Below are 16,540 nucleotides of genomic sequence, written 5' to 3'. Positions count from 1 at the left end.
ACCTCGGGGACACCACTCCCTCGGGTGTGTACCCCCGGATTTTCTCCTTCGGAGGTAGCCCATGAGCACCCAACTCACACTGATTGAAACCTCGAATGTCGAGGCTGATCGTATCGCCCAAGAAAACCAGCTGATCAACGAAGCGCTGCACATCCTGGATCGTCGGCTGTTCACCCGCGGCCCCGGTCTGACTTCACCTGACACCGTGGCCTCGTACCTAAAACTGCGTATTGCGCCACAAGAGCATGAAGTTTTCGGTGTAATTTTTCTCGATGCCCGCCATCGCGTTCTGGCATTCGAGATCCTCTTTCACGGGAGTATCGATGGCGCCAGCGTTTATCCCCGCCAAGTCGTCAAGCGCTCCCTCGCACATAACGCAGCTGCTGCCATTGTCGTTCACAACCACCCCTCCGGTTGCACGGAACCCAGTCTGGCGGATCGCGCCTTGACCGCACGGTTGAAAGCAGCGCTGGACTTGATCGAAGTGCGCGTACTGGATCACTTCATCGTCGGCGAAGGTCGTCCTCTCTCCCTTGCCGAGCATGGCTGGCTTTAAACCCCCAAAAGGCGTCTTCGGACGCCTTGTTCATTTCCTTCTGGAGAACCGTCATGAACCCCGCACCCCAAGCCCCTACTCTGCTGGGGGCCTCAAATCCATTTGCTCGCGGTTACGACAACTTGCATATCGAACGACTGCTACAGATCGCCTACGCTAATGATTGCCCTCCCTGCTTTCGCCCCGTACACGACACACAAGCCCATCTTCCCGACGATGCGTTAGAACTGTTTCCCTGCCTGTTCAATGACGACGTCGCCTTGATTAGCGAAGGCCAATCCATTCCGGATGAATTGGAAGAATGCTTCCAGTCCGCCGGGCTGGTGCGGCAGGTGATCTATAACGTGACTGGCGAAATGCTCGATGAGCGACATCACGTCGGTGACCTGTACTCCCTGGAAGAAGCCCAAGCCGTGGTCCATCGTTTGAGCTTCGACACAGGACACTACAGTCGAGCCTGGGAGATCAGCACCGCACACCTCACTGACGAAGCGCTGCGCCACCTGGAAAGCTGGGTTGGCAATTTCGACTCAAAGCCAACCGGACTGCTGTTTGAACCCTTTGCCCTGCCAGACTGCAATGGCGTCGGATGTAAGCTGATCGGCACGCCTTGGACCGACGATAACTTGGTGCAGATCGAGGGCAATCCTTACTCCTCGCTGAGGCAAGAGCAGCTCGACGCCGGAACGCCGGAAGCCTTGGTCAACGTACTGTATCTGGCGGCATTGGCGGATGTGAGGTTGTTGATCTTCGACCCCGACGCTGCCGTCTTGGATGGGCTCGCGATTTTTGATGAGTAGCAACGAGTTCAGCGTTAACACGATCCACCTTGAATCAACTTCCTCACTGAATCGCTCCTTCACCTCATGTCAGGTTCTGCACTGAATCTGACATGAGGTTTTTTCCATGGAGCGTTTTTTCACGCCTGTCTGCCTGCTGGGTTTGTTGAGTGCCTGCACCGCACAAATCCCAAACCCATTGCCGACTAATCCAGAGATTGACGGTAGCTCCAATCAGCCGCAGTTATCGAGGAGTCCGGCCGACGAAAGCCATCCGTCAGAACTCCGCTATGGCCGCTATACACTGGTCAGCACCGAGCCCACCACGGAACAACGTGATCTCCTCGCTCAAATCATTGACGTGAGCATTCCGTCCAACCTGAATCCTTCGGTACAGGAAGCGATGCACTACGTGCTGCAGCGCTCGGGTTATTCGCTTTGCCCTGCCGCCGAACCAGTAAAGATATTGTTTAACCGGCCTCTGCCCGCCGCCCATTACCGGCTCGGCCCGATCTCTTTGCGCAGCGCGCTACAAGTGCTGGCTGGCCCCGCCTGGCAACTCACGATCGATGAGGTCAGCCGTTCGGTCTGCTTCGAACGGCAGAAAAATGATGGCGGCACGGTGCGAGTCACGCCAACCTCGTCCCATCAGTCGGAGGCACGGCCATGAAAGCCTCGACCTTTCAGACCCTCATTGTCGGCTCACTTTGCCTGGCGGTCTCCGGGCTGAGTGGTGGTTTGTATAACCAGTATCAACGCGTGACTGAGCTGGAAAATGCGAACGCCCAACGCGCACAGGCCCTGGATACCCTGCAACGTGATTCAAGCACCCTCTTGGATGCCCAGGAAAAGCTGCAATACGCATTGAAAGACCTGAAGCAGATGGTCGATACCGGTGAGCAACAGGCCAATACCCTCGATCCGATGCTGGATCAATGGGCGCAAGAGATACAGGAGCTACGCGACGGCCTGGCAGACCGTGCCACCGAAGCCGACATGATCGCGCTACGCGCACGACTTGAGCACGTTGAGCAGCAACTCTTGGACCTCAAGACCCAGCTACCACTCCCAGCACCGACGCCCTCCTCGGACAAGCCGAAAAAAGCCTCTCGCCCAAAACCTGCCCCGCTCTCGCCGCCATTCTCCGTGTTGGGTGTCGAATCTCGCGGTGGCGAGCGCTTTCTGGCCGTCGCTCCTCCTGATAGCCGTTCGCTCAAGGATATCCAGTTGCTGCACAGCGGCGAGCAGCTAGGCACTTGGCACCTGAAGGTGCTGGAGCCGAACACGGCCATCTTCGCGATGACCACTCAGCCAGACCAGACCGTGCAACTCCCTTGAGAAACGATCATGAACCGAGCGCTCCTGTCCCCCGTCGTCTGTCTCGTTTCACTGCTTAGCACGGCCGCTGCGATGGCTAACCCTGTCACGACACCGTCACGGGCCCAGGACACACAGTCCACTCAGCTGGGGCGCTCGCACCCTGAACAGGCGACAAGCTGGGGGCTCACGGAGCAGGAATGGACGCGCTTCGAACAGATCCAAGCGGGCCCGCGTGGTTTTTGGAGCCCGAATCTGGATCCGCTGACTGCGCTCGGCGTCGAGGCAGAGACCGACCAAGAACGCCAGCGCTATGCCGAATTGCAGGTGGCGTTGGAAGCCAAACGCGCCGAGCGCGAGTTGGCTTACCAAAACGCTTACACCGCGGCTTGGGCCAAGCTGTTTCCTGGGCTGTTGCCGATTCAGGGTATGGCATCCCCGCCCACCGCTAGCTCACCGGTAGAGCCGCGCCGAGCTTTGTTTGTCGAGGACCATTGCCCGCCGTGCACCGCCGAAGCGCAGCGTCTGCAAAGCAGTGATACGACGTTTGATATTTATCTGGTGGGCAGCCAAGGCGAGGATGAACGCGTCCGTCGCTGGGCGCGGCAAGCGGACGTCGATCCGGCCAAGGTTCAGCGCCAGCAGATCACCCTGAACCATGACCGAGGTCGCTGGTTCAGCCTGGGTGCTGCGGGGCCATTGCCCGCCACGTTTCAACAGGTGAACGGACAATGGCAACGCCTAGACTGAGTGGACTTGTGCTCATGCTGACGATGCTCGCAGCCCGGGCTGACGAACTTCCGCCGCCTGCCTATCAACTAGCTGCGCATGACGCCAGCATCCCTTCAACGGTGCTGTTCGCGATTGCGCTGCAGGAGAGTGGTATCCGCGTCCGTGGTCGACTGCTGCCCTGGCCTTGGACCCTGAACATCGCTGGAACACCCTACCGCTTCGCCACTCGCCAGGCCGCCTGTCACGCCTTGCTTCAGGCACTCGCCCGACATGACGCCAAGCGGGTCGATGCCGGTCTCGGGCAAACCAACCTGGGTTACCACGGACAACGTTTTTCCAGTCCTTGCGAAGCCCTTGATCCCTACCGAAATCTCGCCGTGACCGCCGCGCTGCTGCAGGAGCATCACGCCGCCACCGGTGATTGGGTCTTAGCTGCCGGGCGCTATCACCGTCCGGCAGGAGGTGCGCCGGCCGCACGCTACCGTGCTGGCTTTTCCCAGAGACTCGAACAGCTGCTGATTTCCTTTGAACAGGGCACACCACCATGAAGCCCATATCTCTTACCTGCTATTTCCTCCTGCTCTTGGCACCTTTCGCCCAGCCGGAACTGACCGTTGCCGAGGATCAGCCTAGCGACTTCACCCGACTCCATTTTCAAGTTTCCGGGCCGCCCATAAACAACAAGAGCCAGCCTGATCGGGCCATGCATGCGGACCTGTCCACGTTTGCCGATGAAGCCTGGATACTGCCCATCCGCAGCTCCCACTTGAGCCCCGGCCAGATCACGTCTCGCGCCCTGAACATGCCGGGCTTGCAGCCATTTTTCCTGGTCGGGGAGGATCCCCAATCGTTGGCTTGGCTGCATCAGCGTGCGACTGAACTGCAAGAAATGGGGGCGGCCGGCCTCGCCGTCGAAGTGACCGATACTGAAGCCCTGGCCCGAATTCGAGCAGCCGCGCCGGGCATCACCATCCTGCCGGTCAACGGCAACGACATCGCCTCTCGCCTGAAAATTGAGCACTACCCTGTCTTAATCACAGCCACCTCACTGGAACAGTGAGCCTGGGTCATGGCCGAGCATGCGATCGAGTCCAAACTCCGGCCCGCAGTCGAACTATATACCGTGGCGATCTGCGTCGCCGCGGCGGTGTTGTGTGTGTACTCACCCTGGGCCGTGGCCCTATCACCCGAGATCGGTCTGGTTGCAGCGCTGGCCTATGCCCTGTTCGGCCTGATCCGGCTGCGACAAGCCTGGGAGGTGCTGCGCTATCGGCGCAATATCCGTCGGCTGCCCCGTTACGAGCTGACCAGTCGGCAGATTCCGGTCAGTCGTAAACGTTTGTTTATGGGTCGCGGTTTTCGCTGGACCCGCCTGCACACCCAGCGCTTGGTCGAGGCCCAGGATCCGACGGTCGCCCACTATGTCGACCAACCGACCCGCTACCGCCTGGCCCGTGGACTCGAACGGCGCCTGGAGCATGCACCGTTTCCACTCTCGATACTGGCCCGTGTCACGGCCTGGGACAGTGCCTTCAATCCGTTGCGGCCTTTGCCCCCGGTAGGTGGCTCGCCACTATTGCATGGGGTCGAGCCCGATGAAACGGAAGTCAGTCTGCCGCTGGGCGAACGGGTCGGACACACCCTGGTGCTGGGTACTACCCGCGTCGGCAAGACACGACTCGCCGAGGTGTACATCACCCAGGACATTCATCGCATCGAACATGAGGTGGTCATCGTCTTCGATCCGAAGGGCGATGCCGACTTGCTCAAACGCATGTACGTCGAAGCCAAGCGGGCCGGCCGGGATAAGGAGTTCTATGTTTTCCATCTAGGCTGGCCGGAAATATCCGCTCGTTACAACGCCGTGGGACGCTTCGGGCGTATCTCGGAAGTGGCGTCACGCATCGCCGGGCAGCTCAGCGGCGAAGGTAACTCCGCGGCCTTTCGCGAGTTTGCCTGGCGTTTCGTCAACATCATCGCCCGTGCCCTGATCGAGTTAGGCCGGCGTCCGGACTACCTGCAGATCCAACGGCATGTAGTCAACATCGACGCACTGTTCATCGAGTACGCCCAGCAGTTTTTCGCCAAGAACGACCCGAAGGCGTGGGAAGTGATCGTTCAGCTTGAAGGCAAGCTCACCGAGAAGAACATCCCCCGGCATATGATCGGGCGCGAAAAGCGGGTTGTGGCCATCGAGCAATACCTGGCGGTGAAGCGGGTATTTGATCCGGTAATGGACGGACTGCGTTCAGCGGTGCGCTACGACCGTACTTACTTCGACAAAATCGTTGCCTCGCTACTGCCTCTGCTGGAAAAACTCACCACCGGCAAGACCGCCCAGTTACTGGCCCCCAACTACACCGACCTGGATGACCCTAGGCCGATCTTCGACTGGATGCAGATCATCCGAAAACGCGGCATTGTCTACGTCGGTCTGGATGCGCTGACCGACGCCGAGGTGGCCGCCGCTGTGGGCAACTCCATGTTCGCCGACTTGGTCTCAGTCGCGGGCCACATCTACAAACATGGCATTGACCATGGCCTGCCCCAATCGGGTAACAACAGTGACAAGTTGCCGATCAACCTCCACGCCGATGAGTTCAACGAGTTGATGGGTGATGAGTTCATCCCACTGATCAATAAGGGCGGCGGTGCCGGTATCCAGGTAACCGCCTACACCCAGACCCTTAGCGATATCGAAGCACGTATCGGCAACCGGGCCAAGGCCGGCCAGGTGATCGGCAATTTCAACACCCTTCAGATGCTGCGGGTGAGAGAAACCGCGACCGCTGAACTACTCACCCAGCAGTTGCCCAAGGTTAACGTGCTGACCAAGACCCTAGTGTCGGGTGCCACCGACACCTCCGATCCAGAGGCCAATACAGACTTCACTTCGTCCTCGCAGGATCGCGTCAGCAGCACCAGTGTGCCGCTGATCGAGCCAGCGCATATCGTCAGCTTGCCCAAGGGGCAAATGTTCTCCTTTCAGGCCGGTGGCCAGCTCTGGAAAGTCCGTATGCCTTTGCCTAAGCCCTCCAACGACGATGCGGTTCCCAAGGACCTGCAGGAGCTCACCCAGCGGATGCGGGCCATCTACAACGAGCAAGCGGGGCAATGGTGGAGCGCAAGCGGAGGCGGCCCAACAACCAACTTCGATCTGGATCAGGTGGGGTAGCCCGCCCCCCCCCCGCTACAAATTTTGATTCAGCAGAAAACTATCCAGAAGGCGTCGTGACAACATCAACTCTGCAGCGCGCAATGGGGTGAACAATGGCTACTTCCGCCCAGAACACGCCGCCTCAACCGATCCAGCGCCCGGGATTGATCATCTCGGCGATCAGCCTGGTCCTGCGCATCATCGGTTTGCTGATTGCCTCGTTGCTGTTCTCGATCCTCATCGAGTTCGCAGGTCTACTGCTGTTCTGGGGTGATCAGGGCTGGCGACATAGTCAGGCCATGCTAACCAGTGAGTTGGAGTGGCTCAGCGAGCACTTCAAATCTTCACTCATCCTCCAACAGCCCGAACAAGCGATTGTCCACTGGTTGGATTTCCTCAATCAGTGGCTGTTAGTCAAGACTGGCTTTGCGAATTTTGCCCAGCAGGCGCGGGTGTCGAGCCTAGGCGACGGCTTTTGGAGCTGGACCAATCAGCTCTACGTGAGCATTGAGGATTTCGTACTGGCGGCGGTGTATGTGACCTTTACCTACGTGGTGCGACTGACCATTCTGGTCCTGGCCACCCCCCTGTTTCTGCTGGCCATGCTCACCGGTTTTGTGGATGGCCTGATGCGCCGAGACCTGCGAAAATTTGGCGCAGGGCGAGAGAGCAGTTTTGTCTATCACCGTGCTAAGCGGGCAGTGACACCGTTGCTAATCGTGCCCTGGATTATTTACCTATCACTGCCCTTTTCGCTCAACCCACTCGTTATTTTTGTACCGTGCGCCGCGATGCTTGGGGTAACAACGGCAATCACTGCGGCGACATTCAAGAAGTACCTTTAAAATTTTACGACTGCACTGTGGATCAATGCACTAGCTATGATTGGCATTGGAAATTGCTACTTTACAACCATTGGCGATTGTATCCACAAAATCCTTCAACATAGGCTGAATCCATTCCCCACGCTTCTGGTGTTCCGAAAATGGTTTTGAAAACATAAAATCGACCATATCTCTAGTCTGTTGCTCCGCATTTGGGCTCCCGAATTCGACCCCCATACTCTCGAAGTACGAATGTCTATGCTGAAGAACCTCTGCGAGTTTAGCGTCCAGCGTCTGTCCCACCAAAACATAACCGGCCTTTTCTTGATACTGTCGAGAGCCATCACACACTTGTAACATGTCGATATCCCCTAACCCTGACAAAGCCCCCCTTTTATTAAATTCGTTGAGATCAGCTAGAGCATCAGACATTGGACCGCTATCAATCGGCATTGCCTCGGGGTTATGCTGTGACTCTCGGATGATAGACCGTTCAACTCGACTCGCCAGCACAAACTTAACGTACCCTGGGCTAAAGTATTTCAGTGGCAAATTATCGGGTATCTCACGATATGCAATACCCAAGGGAATTTTCACACCGAAAGTCGCCTTGAGATCAGTCCTCCAGCTCCTCTCTTGAACTTGCTTAAAGTACTTTGTCAGATATAAGTCATCAGCACGGATTGCCACAAGACTCTCCACCAAATCCTCTATAGACTTAAAACCTACCCATGTCATACGTAGACCTGTACCAACGAAAAACACTTGTAGTTCTTCGAGTGCACATAACGCCTCTTCAGCCGTAATATTCCCCCGACGCCCCATATGTTCATAGAGGGCTGCTGGCGTCACGGCCAAATACGTCTCGCGATCGCTCCAACCTGTTACAAACCTAGTGAACACAGTATATGACAATGCCTGCAGATCGCGGTTAGCATCAGTCAACCTGTGTTTAAAGGACTGAATAATACTATTATCGAGCACCAGATGCATCGGCCCTTCGAGTTCGTAACTTACTGCATACTTCCTTGCAAATGTCGCAGTTGACCTAAAGAATTGCAAAATCTCCTCATCAGAGCGCCCAGCCAGGCTCTCAGCAACTTCAACTACAACTCTATCCTTAATTCCTTCCAGCACTTCCATAGCTCCATAACGACAACTGAAATCAAAAACCGATCACACCCAGCTCGAATAATCTGCTGACGCTCTCTCTTCCCTCAGAGATCTTAATTCCAGACCAATGTCGGGACCAACAAAATGTCCGTTTTTCCTATTCGTTTTCTCATGTTCACTCTGATCGCGGCTCACAGCGACAGCTATGCAGCGGGGGAGCAGGAGCAGCAACTCACTCTACTCATCCGACAGCTCGATACCCTCGACACGTTGGTACAACGTGCGTCACGTTTTGAAGCAGCAAAATCAAATACACGTTATCGCTTTGACTACCCTCGCCTGACTCACGATATCCAGCGCATTCGCCAAGGTGTGAAGGGCTATCTATCCCCTTCCCGTGCGCAACCTCGCGATCCCACTGAATTGGTCGGCGATTACCGCCTCGACGCTCCGTCCGCGGAGCCGTCGCCATGAGCATGACTGATGCCCAGACCTCTGCGTTCCAAAACGCCTCCGGTTTCTCCGCACAGAACAGTTCGACGCTGTGGCTGTCCCTGGTTCTGGTCCTGGCTTTGCTTTGGTGTGCCTGGGTGATGTGGACGGCTTACCGGGGGTGGGCCGCCGGCAGTGTGCGCTTTGGAGCCTTCGGTGGCAACGCCGCTCGCGTACTGCTCACCTTGCTGGTTTTGATGTTCTTCACCCTGTCCTAACCCAGGAGATCGCCTCCATGCTCAAGTGCATTGTCCCCCTGAAAAACAACCTGCGTGATCGTGCCAGCCAGCGCTTGATCTGTCTGCTGCTGGTACTCGGTCCAAGCCTGGCTTTTGCCGAGCTCCCCACCATGGAAGCGCCTTCCCGAGGTGAAGGCTCCGGATTGATCGAGACGATTAAGAACTACGCCTATGACGGTGGCATCCTGCTCGGCCTACTGATCGCCCTGCTCGCTTTTCTCGGCGTAGCTTGGCACTCCCTGACCGTCTATGCCGACGTGCAAAATCAGCGCAAGACTTGGAAAGACCTCGGCGCGGTTGTCGGCATTGGAGCCCTGCTGGTGGTGATCATCATCTGGTTCCTGACCAAGGCTGCCGCGATTCTGTGAGGTAGACATGAACGACACTGTCGAACGCCTTGCCGACGGCACCTTGGTCTTTCTGCCGGAGCGACTCAATCGCGACCCTGCCGTACTGCGCGGTTTGACCAATGATGAGATGTGGGTGGTGCTCGGTGTCGGCGCACTCATCGGCCTGGTGCTGGGTGCTCCTCTGGCGATTGCCGCCGCCTCCATTGCCGTGGTGCCGACCGGCATGATCGCAGGCATGACGGTGGTGTTATTTGCCGGTGGTACGCTAATGCGTCGGGCCAAACGGGCCCGGCCCGAGACCTGGTTGTACCGCAAGCTCGAATGGGTACTGGCCAGCCGTTGGCGTCTAGGTATCGGGAGTTTGATCCTCCACTCCGGCGCCTGGACGGTCCGCCGGTCACGTCGACTGCGCCCTGCCCTGTCCCGGTGGCAGCCATGAGTCGTTTTCGGAACAAGGTGGATGCCCAACAGGCCCATATCTTCAGCCTGCGTCTGGCGGTAATGATCCTCGCCCTGGTCTGTGCCGGACTCTGGTACGGCTGGCGCTCGGCACCAACCGATTTGACCGTGCATGTCCCCCCGGATCTGCGCTCGGGCAGCACGCGCAAGTGGTGGGATATCCCCTCAGAAAATGTCTATGCCTTTGCCCTGTACATCTTTGGCCAACTCAACCGCTGGCCCTCGGATGGCGAGCAGGATTATCGCCGCGCCATCTATGGCTTGCAGTCCTACCTGACACCCGGCTGCAAGGCCTTCCTCGACGGCGATTATGAGTATCGCAAGGCAGCCGGAGAGCTGCGCCAGCGGGTGCGTGGGGTCTACGAAGTTCTCGGCCGAGGTTACAGCGAGGATCCGGAACTCAGGGTCAAGCAAATCGACCGTGACAGCTGGCTAGTCAAGCTCGACCTCAATGCCGATGAGTATTACGCCGCCGAACCAGTGAAACGGGTGGTGGTGCGCTATCCGTTGCGCGTGGTGCGTTTTGACCTGGATCCCGAGCGCAACAAGTGGGGGCTGGCGCTGGATTGTTATCAGGGCACGCCGCAAAAAATCTCCCTCCCTGGAGGTGCGCCATGAAGCGGAATTCTACCCTGGGACTCACCGTCGCACTGATGCTATGGGGAGCTACAGCGCAGGCCGTCGAGCTGATGCACTGGGAACGCCTCCCCCTCGCGGTCCCGCTGGTGATCAACCAGGAACGGGTGGTCTTTGTCGATGAGGCTGTTCGAGTCGGTGTGCCCTCAACCCTGACGGGCAAGTTGCGCGTGCAATCAACCGGCGGCACGCTGTACCTGCGCGCGTCGGAAGCCATTGCACCGACCCGCCTGCAACTGCAATCGGTAGCAAGCGGCGAGATCATCCTCCTGGATATCGCCGCCACGCCTGGTGATCAAGCGCTGGAGCCCGTGCGTATTCTCAAGAATGCTCCAGTGCAGGCTACCGAGATGGAATCTAGCACTGCCCCTGTTCCAGATCGTACGCCGATCCCGGTCGCTTTGACGCGCTACGCTGCGCAAAGCCTGTACGCGCCTCTGCGCACCGTAGAGTCCCTACCCGGCGTACGCCGCGTCCCGCTCAAGCTGCGCAGCGAACTGCCGACCCTGCTGCCGAGCGAAAACGTATCCAGCGCACCCATTGCCGCCTGGCGACTCGGTGACTACTGGGTGACGGCGGTGAAGTTGCGCAACCGTGGTTCAGCGACGGTGCAGCTCGATCCGCGTCAGCTTCAGGCCAAGCTGTTCACCGCGACCTTCCAGCATGCTTTCCTCGGACCTGTCGGCAGCGCTGAAGACACCACGATTGCCTACCTCGTCACCCGCGGCGCGAGCCTTGAACACGCCGTGGTGCTCCCGCCCGTTGCGCGAGGTGCTGACGATGAAGGCTAACGCCTTGCTCAAGTGGCTGGTACCGGCTGCGCTGTTGGCCGTGGTACTGATCATCCTGAAAACCTGGGTTGCGGGTAGCAACACTTCCTTTCCGGAAAACCCAATCGACCAAGGCAACCTTCCGTTATCCACCGAGCAGGCCAAGTCGCTCGGCATTGCGGGCGATACCCCGCGCGACACGGTCGCCACTCTGGTCGGCCAGGTGAAGGCCATGCGCAGCGACATGCTCGGTCTGAAAAAACACAACGATTCGCTGCAGACGGAGAACAACCGCCTGCGCGAGCGGGAAAACAGTGTCGATTCGCGTATCCAGACGGCGCTTGGCAGCGTGACCCAGCAGGTCGACGAAGGCCGCCGACAAGCCAACGAGGCTCGACTCAAAGCAGAACAAGACAGTCGCCAAGCCCGTGGTCTGCTGACGCAATTGCAGGAACAGCTGTCGGGGCTGACTGGCAAAGGTAAGGACATGCCAATTGGATTGGGGCTTGAGCCGGGCGATGGGGCTCAGTTCAACGAGCAGCATTCTGCCAATGATGCACTGCAGTGGATTGAACCTTCGGATGCTCCGTCCACCGGCGCCCGGAGCAAAACCAAGACCGCGTCCGCCCTGAGTCTGCCTACTGCCTTCAACTCACGGGAGAGTTTGGAGGACAATGCCATCGACCGCAGCCAGAAGCAGTTACGCGAGGTCGCCAAGGGTGAGCGTGACCTGACACGCTCCACTGATCGTACCGAAGGCGCGAAGCCGGTCTACACCATTCCCGAAAACGCCACGCTGATGGGCTCGGTCGCCATGACCGCGCTGATCGGCCGAGTCCCAGTCGACGGCACCGTGAATGATCCCTACCCCTTCAAAGTGCTGGTCGGCCCCGAGAACCTGACCGCCAACGGCATCGACCTGCCGGACGTCGCGGGTGCTGTGATGAGCGGCACGGCGTCCGGTGACTGGACCCTGTCTTGCGTCCGCGGGCAGGTCGAGTCAATCACCTTTGTGTTTACCGACGGCACTATCCGCACGGTGCCTCAGCCGAAGGCGGTAGCCAGCCGCAATGCCTCCACCACCCAGGGCTCGAACACCGACAAGATCCGTGGCGGGCTCGGTTACCTATCCGATCCGTATGGCATCCCGTGCATCGCCGGCGAGCGCCGCTCGAACGCCCAGCAGTACCTTGGCAGCCAGAGCCTGATCACTGCCGCCGGCGCCGGTGTCGCCGCTCTGCTCGGGAATGAGCAGAACAACAGCAGTGTGATCAGTTCGGGCGGCAGTACGCTCGGGGTCACCAGTAGCAATGGCAACAGCGCGCTGAATTCAATTCTCAGTGGTGGGGTCAGCGACATCCGCGAATGGGTCAACAAACTCTATGGCGAAGCCTTTGCTGCCGTGTATGTGCCACCCGCCGCACAGGTCGCCCTCCACCTCGACCATGAGATCACCATCGACTACGAGCCCAAGGGCCGGAGCGTTCGCCATGAAAAAGACCATGCCTCTCTGCCTGACCTGGATTAGCGTGTTCTGCTGGGTCCTGGCGGGGTGTTCCACCGACAAGGAAACGCTGCTGCATCACGGCGAGCAAACCATGCTGAACATCTGGAACGGTGCCGGTTCGCAAGGCACTCAGCAGCAACTGCTGGATGCTCGGCAGCAGTTACGCCGTCCGCTGGCCCAGCCAGATTTCTCCGTTGCTCTCCAGGAACCCTACACGCGCACAGCGGCGAACGAGATCCACAACTTGTTCCCTCGCCTGCCCAATCCCGATCTGGTGCTATACGTGTATCCACATTTGAGTGGTACCGAGCAGGCACCGGTCCCGGGCTACTCGACCGTCTTTCCGTTCTACCAACGTGTGCAGTACGCATTACCCGGTGAACGTCAGGTAGACCTGTAGTGCGTACTGGCGATTCGGGCAATCGTACTCCCGCGTGGAAAGCCTGGCGCAACCCATTGCGCCCGCGCACCACCTTGGCCGATGACGCCGCACTCTATGCGCACAACCCCAGCTTCACCGATCACCTGCCTTGGGTCGAATACCTCGACACCGAGCAGTGTTTTCTACTGGATGACAATCGCTCGGTGGGTGCGGTGTTCGAGTTACTGCCCATCGGCACCGAAGGGCGCGAACCCGATTGGCTGATGGCGGCCCGCGATGCCCTTGAGGATGTCCTGCAGGATAGCTTTGACGAGCTGGATCAAGCGCCTTGGGTGGTGCAGTTTTTCTGCCAGGACGACAACGACTTCACCCCCTATTTGACCCGGCTCACCGATTATATTCAGGACAGTGCGCGAGGCACCGTCTTCACCGAGACATATTTGGAGCTCAGTCGCCGTCATCTGAAGGCCATCACCAAGCCCGGTGGACTGTTTGAGGATAAGGTGGTGACGCGCCTGCCGTGGCGTGGCAATAACCGACGGGTGCGCCTGGTGGTCTATCGCTGGCTTGAGTCTGACGTTGAGGAGATGGGACTCACCCCGGTGCAGTCCCTGCAACAGGCTTGCGAACGAATCGGTGCCTCGCTGCAAGCGTGCGGAGTGCAATCGACGCGAGTCGATGGTCGCGGTCTGTATGCCTGGTTATTGCCCTGGTTCAATCCAGCCCCCAAGCTCACCGATGAAGCGCCCGAGGAGTTCTACCGCCGCGTGGCCTATCCGGAGTCTGGCGAGGGCGAGTCGCTGGAACTGCCCTTCGATCATGACTTTGCCGAGCGGCTGTTCTTCAACGAACCGCGTTCGGATGTGCAGCACGGACTCTGGTTTTTTGACGATCAGCCCCATCGGGTCATGGTAGTGGACAAGCTGCGCCGAGCACCCTTGATTGGTCAACTCACCGGAGAAACCCGCAAGGGCGACGCGATAAATGCGCTGTTCGACCAGTTACCCGAAGGTACAGTGATGAGTCTGACCCTGGTGGTCAAACCGCAGGATGTGCTTGAGGATCAGTTGAACCGCCTGGCCCGCAAAGCCATCGGTGAAAACATGGCCTCGACCCAGACCCGTCAGGATGTCGAAGAGGCTCGCGCGATCATCGGCCGCCAACACAAGCTGTACCGCGGCACCCTGGCGTTCTACGTACGCGGTCACGATGAACAGCAGTTGCACCAGCGCTCGGTCAGCCTTACCAACGCGCTGTTGGGCGCGGGGCTGCAACCGGTACGTGAAGGCGATGAGGTCGCCGCCTGCAACAGCTACCTGCGTTGGTTACCGATGACTTACAACCCGGCCCGCGACACGCGTAACTGGTACACCCGCCTGGTGTTCGCCCAGCACCTGGCGAATCTGGCGCCCGTCTGGGGCCGCAGCACGGGAACGGGGAACCCGGGCATCACCCTGTTCAATCGTGGTGGTTCGCCGTTGAGCTTTGACCCATTGTCACGCCTGGATCGGGCCATGAACGGTCATCTGCTGTTGTTCGGCCCGACCGGCGCCGGCAAGTCGGCGACCCTGGTCACCCTACTGATGCAGGTCATGGCGGTGTACCGCCCTCGTCTATTTATCGTCGAGGCCGGCAACTCATTCGGCTTGCAAGGCGACTACTTCGCGACACAAGGTCTCTCGGTCAACAAGGTCCAATTGAAACCTGGCGCCTCGGTCAGCCTCGCGCCCTTTGTCGACGCCTGGCGTCTGGTTGAGCAGCCGGATCAGGTCGCGAGTCTGTCGATCGATGAGTGGGACGATGAGGTCGTAAGCAGTCGCGAAGACCAACGCGATGTACTTGGCGAATTGGAAATCACCGCTCGACTGATGATCACCGGTGGCGAAGCCAAGGAAGAAGCCCGCCTAAGTCGAGCCGATCGCAGCTTGATCCGCGAGTGCATACTGGATGCGGCGCAGACGTGTGTCGCAGCGGACCGCCAGGTACTGACCCGCGACGTGCGCGACGCCTTGCTGCGCGTCACCACTGACACGGACTTGCCGGAGAAACGTCGTGAGCGTGCCCAGGAAATGGGCGAGTCCATCGACCTGTTTTGCCAGGGTTTCGAGGGCGAACTGTTCGATCGCGAAGGCACGTCCTGGCCCGAGAGCGATGTGACCATTGTCGATCTGGCCACTTACGCTCGTGAAGGCTATGAGGCACAGATGTCCATCAGCTACATCAGCTTGATGAACACCGTGAACAACCTCGCCGAGCGCGACCAGTACCTGGGCCGACCGATCATCATGGTCACAGACGAGGGCCATATCATCACCAAGAACCCGTTGCTGGCACCGTTCGTGGTCAAGGGCACGAAGATGTGGCGCAAGCTCGGCGCCTGGTTCTGGCTGGCGACGCAAAACCTTGCCGACTTCCCTACTGCCGCACAGACCATGCTCAACATGATCGAATGGTGGATTTGTTTGAACATGCCGCCGGCGGAAATTGAAGAAATCGCTCGCTTCAAGAAGCTTTCACCGGCCCAGAAAGCCTTGCTGCTCTCCGCCAGCAAAGAACCGGGCAAATACACCGAGGGGGTCGTGCTCTCGAAAAAGCTCGAAACGCTGTTTCGAGCAGTACCGCCCAGCCTCTATCTCGCCCTGGCCATGACGGAACCCGAAGAAAAGGCCGAGCGCTGGACACTGATGCAGGATAAGGGCTGCTCAGAGTTGGAAGCGGCTTACCGGATAGCTGAACGGATCGATAGAGCGCGAGGAATAGAACCAGCACAGGGGAATATTCAGGTCTCGCGCTCTCAAGCGAGCGAGAGGTTACCGTGATGCTCCTCGAAGCCGCTGCTGAATCCTCAACAGGAATCCAGCTTCAAAAGCATCTTGGCAGTCACCGACAGGAAGGGTCTTGCGGGTTTGCGCCAACTCCCACCACAGGGGTATCTCACCGGTTGCATCAAGCCAAGCCTCAGCGCATTGCACGCCGCGCTCGATCATTGGGGCAAATTCGCTGCCCCAAGGTGTCAGAAGACTTGAGCAACCGTCTGCCGCAGGAATGGAAATGTAGTTTTCGTCCATACACACCCTAGATTTCTGATTTATTGTTAGACGCAGAGTCCTGCCTCGAAAATCTTAACGACACCAAATGAACGCTCGATAACAGGCATGAGCATCAAATAGCCTAGATATACCAATGTAGACTATATCCCGTGGATTGAGAGTCCCTCAAGGCGCAAT

At 58.5% G+C, this 16,540-nt stretch carries 20 protein-coding genes; 18 read left to right on the top strand and 2 right to left on the bottom strand.

Annotated elements, in window-relative coordinates; all coding sequences use genetic code 11:
* The first annotated feature begins 61 nt into the window (after positions 1 to 61).
* From radC to AC19YT_RS21255, 9 genes are all read left to right on the top strand, one after another.
* On the top strand, positions 62 to 556 hold the full coding sequence (radC, locus tag AC19YT_RS21295) for a RadC family protein (RefSeq protein ID WP_373345731.1): 495 nt from the start codon (positions 62 to 64) through the stop codon (positions 554 to 556).
* Positions 557 to 609: 53 nt separating this feature from the next.
* Entirely contained in the window at positions 610 to 1,356 is a 747-nt protein-coding gene (locus AC19YT_RS21290; RefSeq protein ID WP_373345730.1) for a DUF5983 family protein, read from the top strand.
* Positions 1,357 to 1,462: 106 nt separating this feature from the next.
* On the top strand, positions 1,463 to 2,005 hold the full coding sequence (gene pilL2 / locus AC19YT_RS21285) for a PFGI-1 class ICE element type IV pilus protein PilL2 (protein ID WP_373345729.1): 543 nt from the start codon (positions 1,463 to 1,465) through the stop codon (positions 2,003 to 2,005).
* Complete coding sequence (locus AC19YT_RS21280; RefSeq protein WP_373345728.1) at positions 2,002 to 2,673, top strand: chemotaxis protein; 672 nt, start codon at positions 2,002 to 2,004, stop codon at positions 2,671 to 2,673. Before pilL2 ends, AC19YT_RS21280 begins: the two co-directional genes overlap by 4 nt.
* 9 nt (positions 2,674 to 2,682) lie before the next feature.
* Entirely contained in the window at positions 2,683 to 3,402 is a 720-nt protein-coding gene (locus AC19YT_RS21275) for a TIGR03759 family integrating conjugative element protein (RefSeq protein ID WP_500610930.1), read from the top strand.
* Entirely contained in the window at positions 3,384 to 3,932 is a 549-nt protein-coding gene (locus tag AC19YT_RS21270; protein WP_373345726.1) for a lysozyme family protein, read from the top strand. Before AC19YT_RS21275 ends, AC19YT_RS21270 begins: the two co-directional genes overlap by 19 nt.
* Positions 3,929 to 4,444 carry an integrating conjugative element protein gene (locus tag AC19YT_RS21265; RefSeq protein ID WP_373345725.1) on the top strand — a complete coding sequence of 172 codons (516 nt, stop codon included), beginning with the start codon at positions 3,929 to 3,931 and terminating at the stop codon, positions 4,442 to 4,444. Before AC19YT_RS21270 ends, AC19YT_RS21265 begins: the two co-directional genes overlap by 4 nt.
* A 9-nt stretch (positions 4,445 to 4,453) precedes the next feature.
* Entirely contained in the window at positions 4,454 to 6,559 is a 2,106-nt protein-coding gene (gene traD / locus AC19YT_RS21260) for a type IV conjugative transfer system coupling protein TraD (RefSeq protein WP_373345724.1), read from the top strand.
* A 95-nt stretch (positions 6,560 to 6,654) separates the two neighbouring features.
* On the top strand, positions 6,655 to 7,386 hold the full coding sequence (locus AC19YT_RS21255; RefSeq protein WP_373345723.1) for a TIGR03747 family integrating conjugative element membrane protein: 732 nt from the start codon (positions 6,655 to 6,657) through the stop codon (positions 7,384 to 7,386).
* A 30-nt stretch (positions 7,387 to 7,416) separates the two neighbouring features.
* Here the strand turns inward: AC19YT_RS21255 and AC19YT_RS21250 are convergent, their stop codons facing one another.
* Entirely contained in the window at positions 7,417 to 8,502 is a 1,086-nt protein-coding gene (locus AC19YT_RS21250) for a hypothetical protein (RefSeq protein ID WP_498182177.1), read from the bottom strand.
* A 120-nt stretch (positions 8,503 to 8,622) separates the two neighbouring features.
* On the opposite strand from AC19YT_RS21250, the gene AC19YT_RS21245 reads away from it, so the two are divergent.
* Genes AC19YT_RS21245 through AC19YT_RS21205 form a run of 9 tightly spaced genes read left to right on the top strand, consistent with a single transcriptional unit; the run spans position 8,623 to position 16,132 of the window.
* Positions 8,623 to 8,952: an integrative conjugative element protein, RAQPRD family gene (locus AC19YT_RS21245; RefSeq protein WP_373345721.1), complete on the top strand. Its 330-nt coding sequence runs from the start codon at positions 8,623 to 8,625 to the stop codon at positions 8,950 to 8,952.
* On the top strand, positions 8,949 to 9,188 hold the full coding sequence (locus tag AC19YT_RS21240; RefSeq protein WP_373345720.1) for a TIGR03758 family integrating conjugative element protein: 240 nt from the start codon (positions 8,949 to 8,951) through the stop codon (positions 9,186 to 9,188). Before AC19YT_RS21245 ends, AC19YT_RS21240 begins: the two co-directional genes overlap by 4 nt.
* Before the next feature lie 17 nt (positions 9,189 to 9,205).
* A complete protein-coding gene (locus AC19YT_RS21235) occupies positions 9,206 to 9,577 on the top strand; it encodes a TIGR03745 family integrating conjugative element membrane protein (protein WP_373345719.1) in 372 nt (123 codons plus the stop codon).
* A gap of 7 nt (positions 9,578 to 9,584) precedes the next feature.
* Entirely contained in the window at positions 9,585 to 9,998 is a 414-nt protein-coding gene (locus tag AC19YT_RS21230) for a TIGR03750 family conjugal transfer protein (protein ID WP_373345718.1), read from the top strand.
* Complete coding sequence (locus tag AC19YT_RS21225; RefSeq protein ID WP_373345717.1) at positions 9,995 to 10,636, top strand: PFL_4703 family integrating conjugative element protein; 642 nt, start codon at positions 9,995 to 9,997, stop codon at positions 10,634 to 10,636. Before AC19YT_RS21230 ends, AC19YT_RS21225 begins: the two co-directional genes overlap by 4 nt.
* Entirely contained in the window at positions 10,633 to 11,445 is an 813-nt protein-coding gene (locus AC19YT_RS21220; protein ID WP_373345716.1) for a TIGR03749 family integrating conjugative element protein, read from the top strand. The genes AC19YT_RS21225 and AC19YT_RS21220 overlap by 4 nt, the downstream gene beginning before the upstream one ends.
* Positions 11,435 to 12,952: a TIGR03752 family integrating conjugative element protein gene (locus AC19YT_RS21215; RefSeq protein ID WP_373345715.1), complete on the top strand. Its 1,518-nt coding sequence runs from the start codon at positions 11,435 to 11,437 to the stop codon at positions 12,950 to 12,952. Before AC19YT_RS21220 ends, AC19YT_RS21215 begins: the two co-directional genes overlap by 11 nt.
* Complete coding sequence (locus AC19YT_RS21210; protein ID WP_373345714.1) at positions 12,915 to 13,331, top strand: TIGR03751 family conjugal transfer lipoprotein; 417 nt, start codon at positions 12,915 to 12,917, stop codon at positions 13,329 to 13,331. The genes AC19YT_RS21215 and AC19YT_RS21210 overlap by 38 nt, the downstream gene beginning before the upstream one ends.
* Positions 13,331 to 16,132, top strand: coding sequence for a conjugative transfer ATPase (locus tag AC19YT_RS21205; RefSeq protein WP_373345713.1), 2,802 nt, complete (start codon positions 13,331 to 13,333; stop codon positions 16,130 to 16,132). Before AC19YT_RS21210 ends, AC19YT_RS21205 begins: the two co-directional genes overlap by 1 nt.
* Here the strand turns inward: AC19YT_RS21205 and AC19YT_RS21200 are convergent.
* Complete coding sequence (locus AC19YT_RS21200) at positions 16,124 to 16,381, bottom strand: LasR-specific antiactivator QslA (RefSeq protein ID WP_373345712.1); 258 nt, start codon at positions 16,379 to 16,381, stop codon at positions 16,124 to 16,126. The genes AC19YT_RS21205 and AC19YT_RS21200 overlap by 9 nt on opposite strands.
* Positions 16,382 to 16,540 lie beyond the last annotated feature (159 nt).

It is taken from the genome of Pseudomonas sp. MF08875, assembly GCF_059862525.1.
This window is presented reverse-complemented; position numbering and strand designations above follow the sequence as displayed.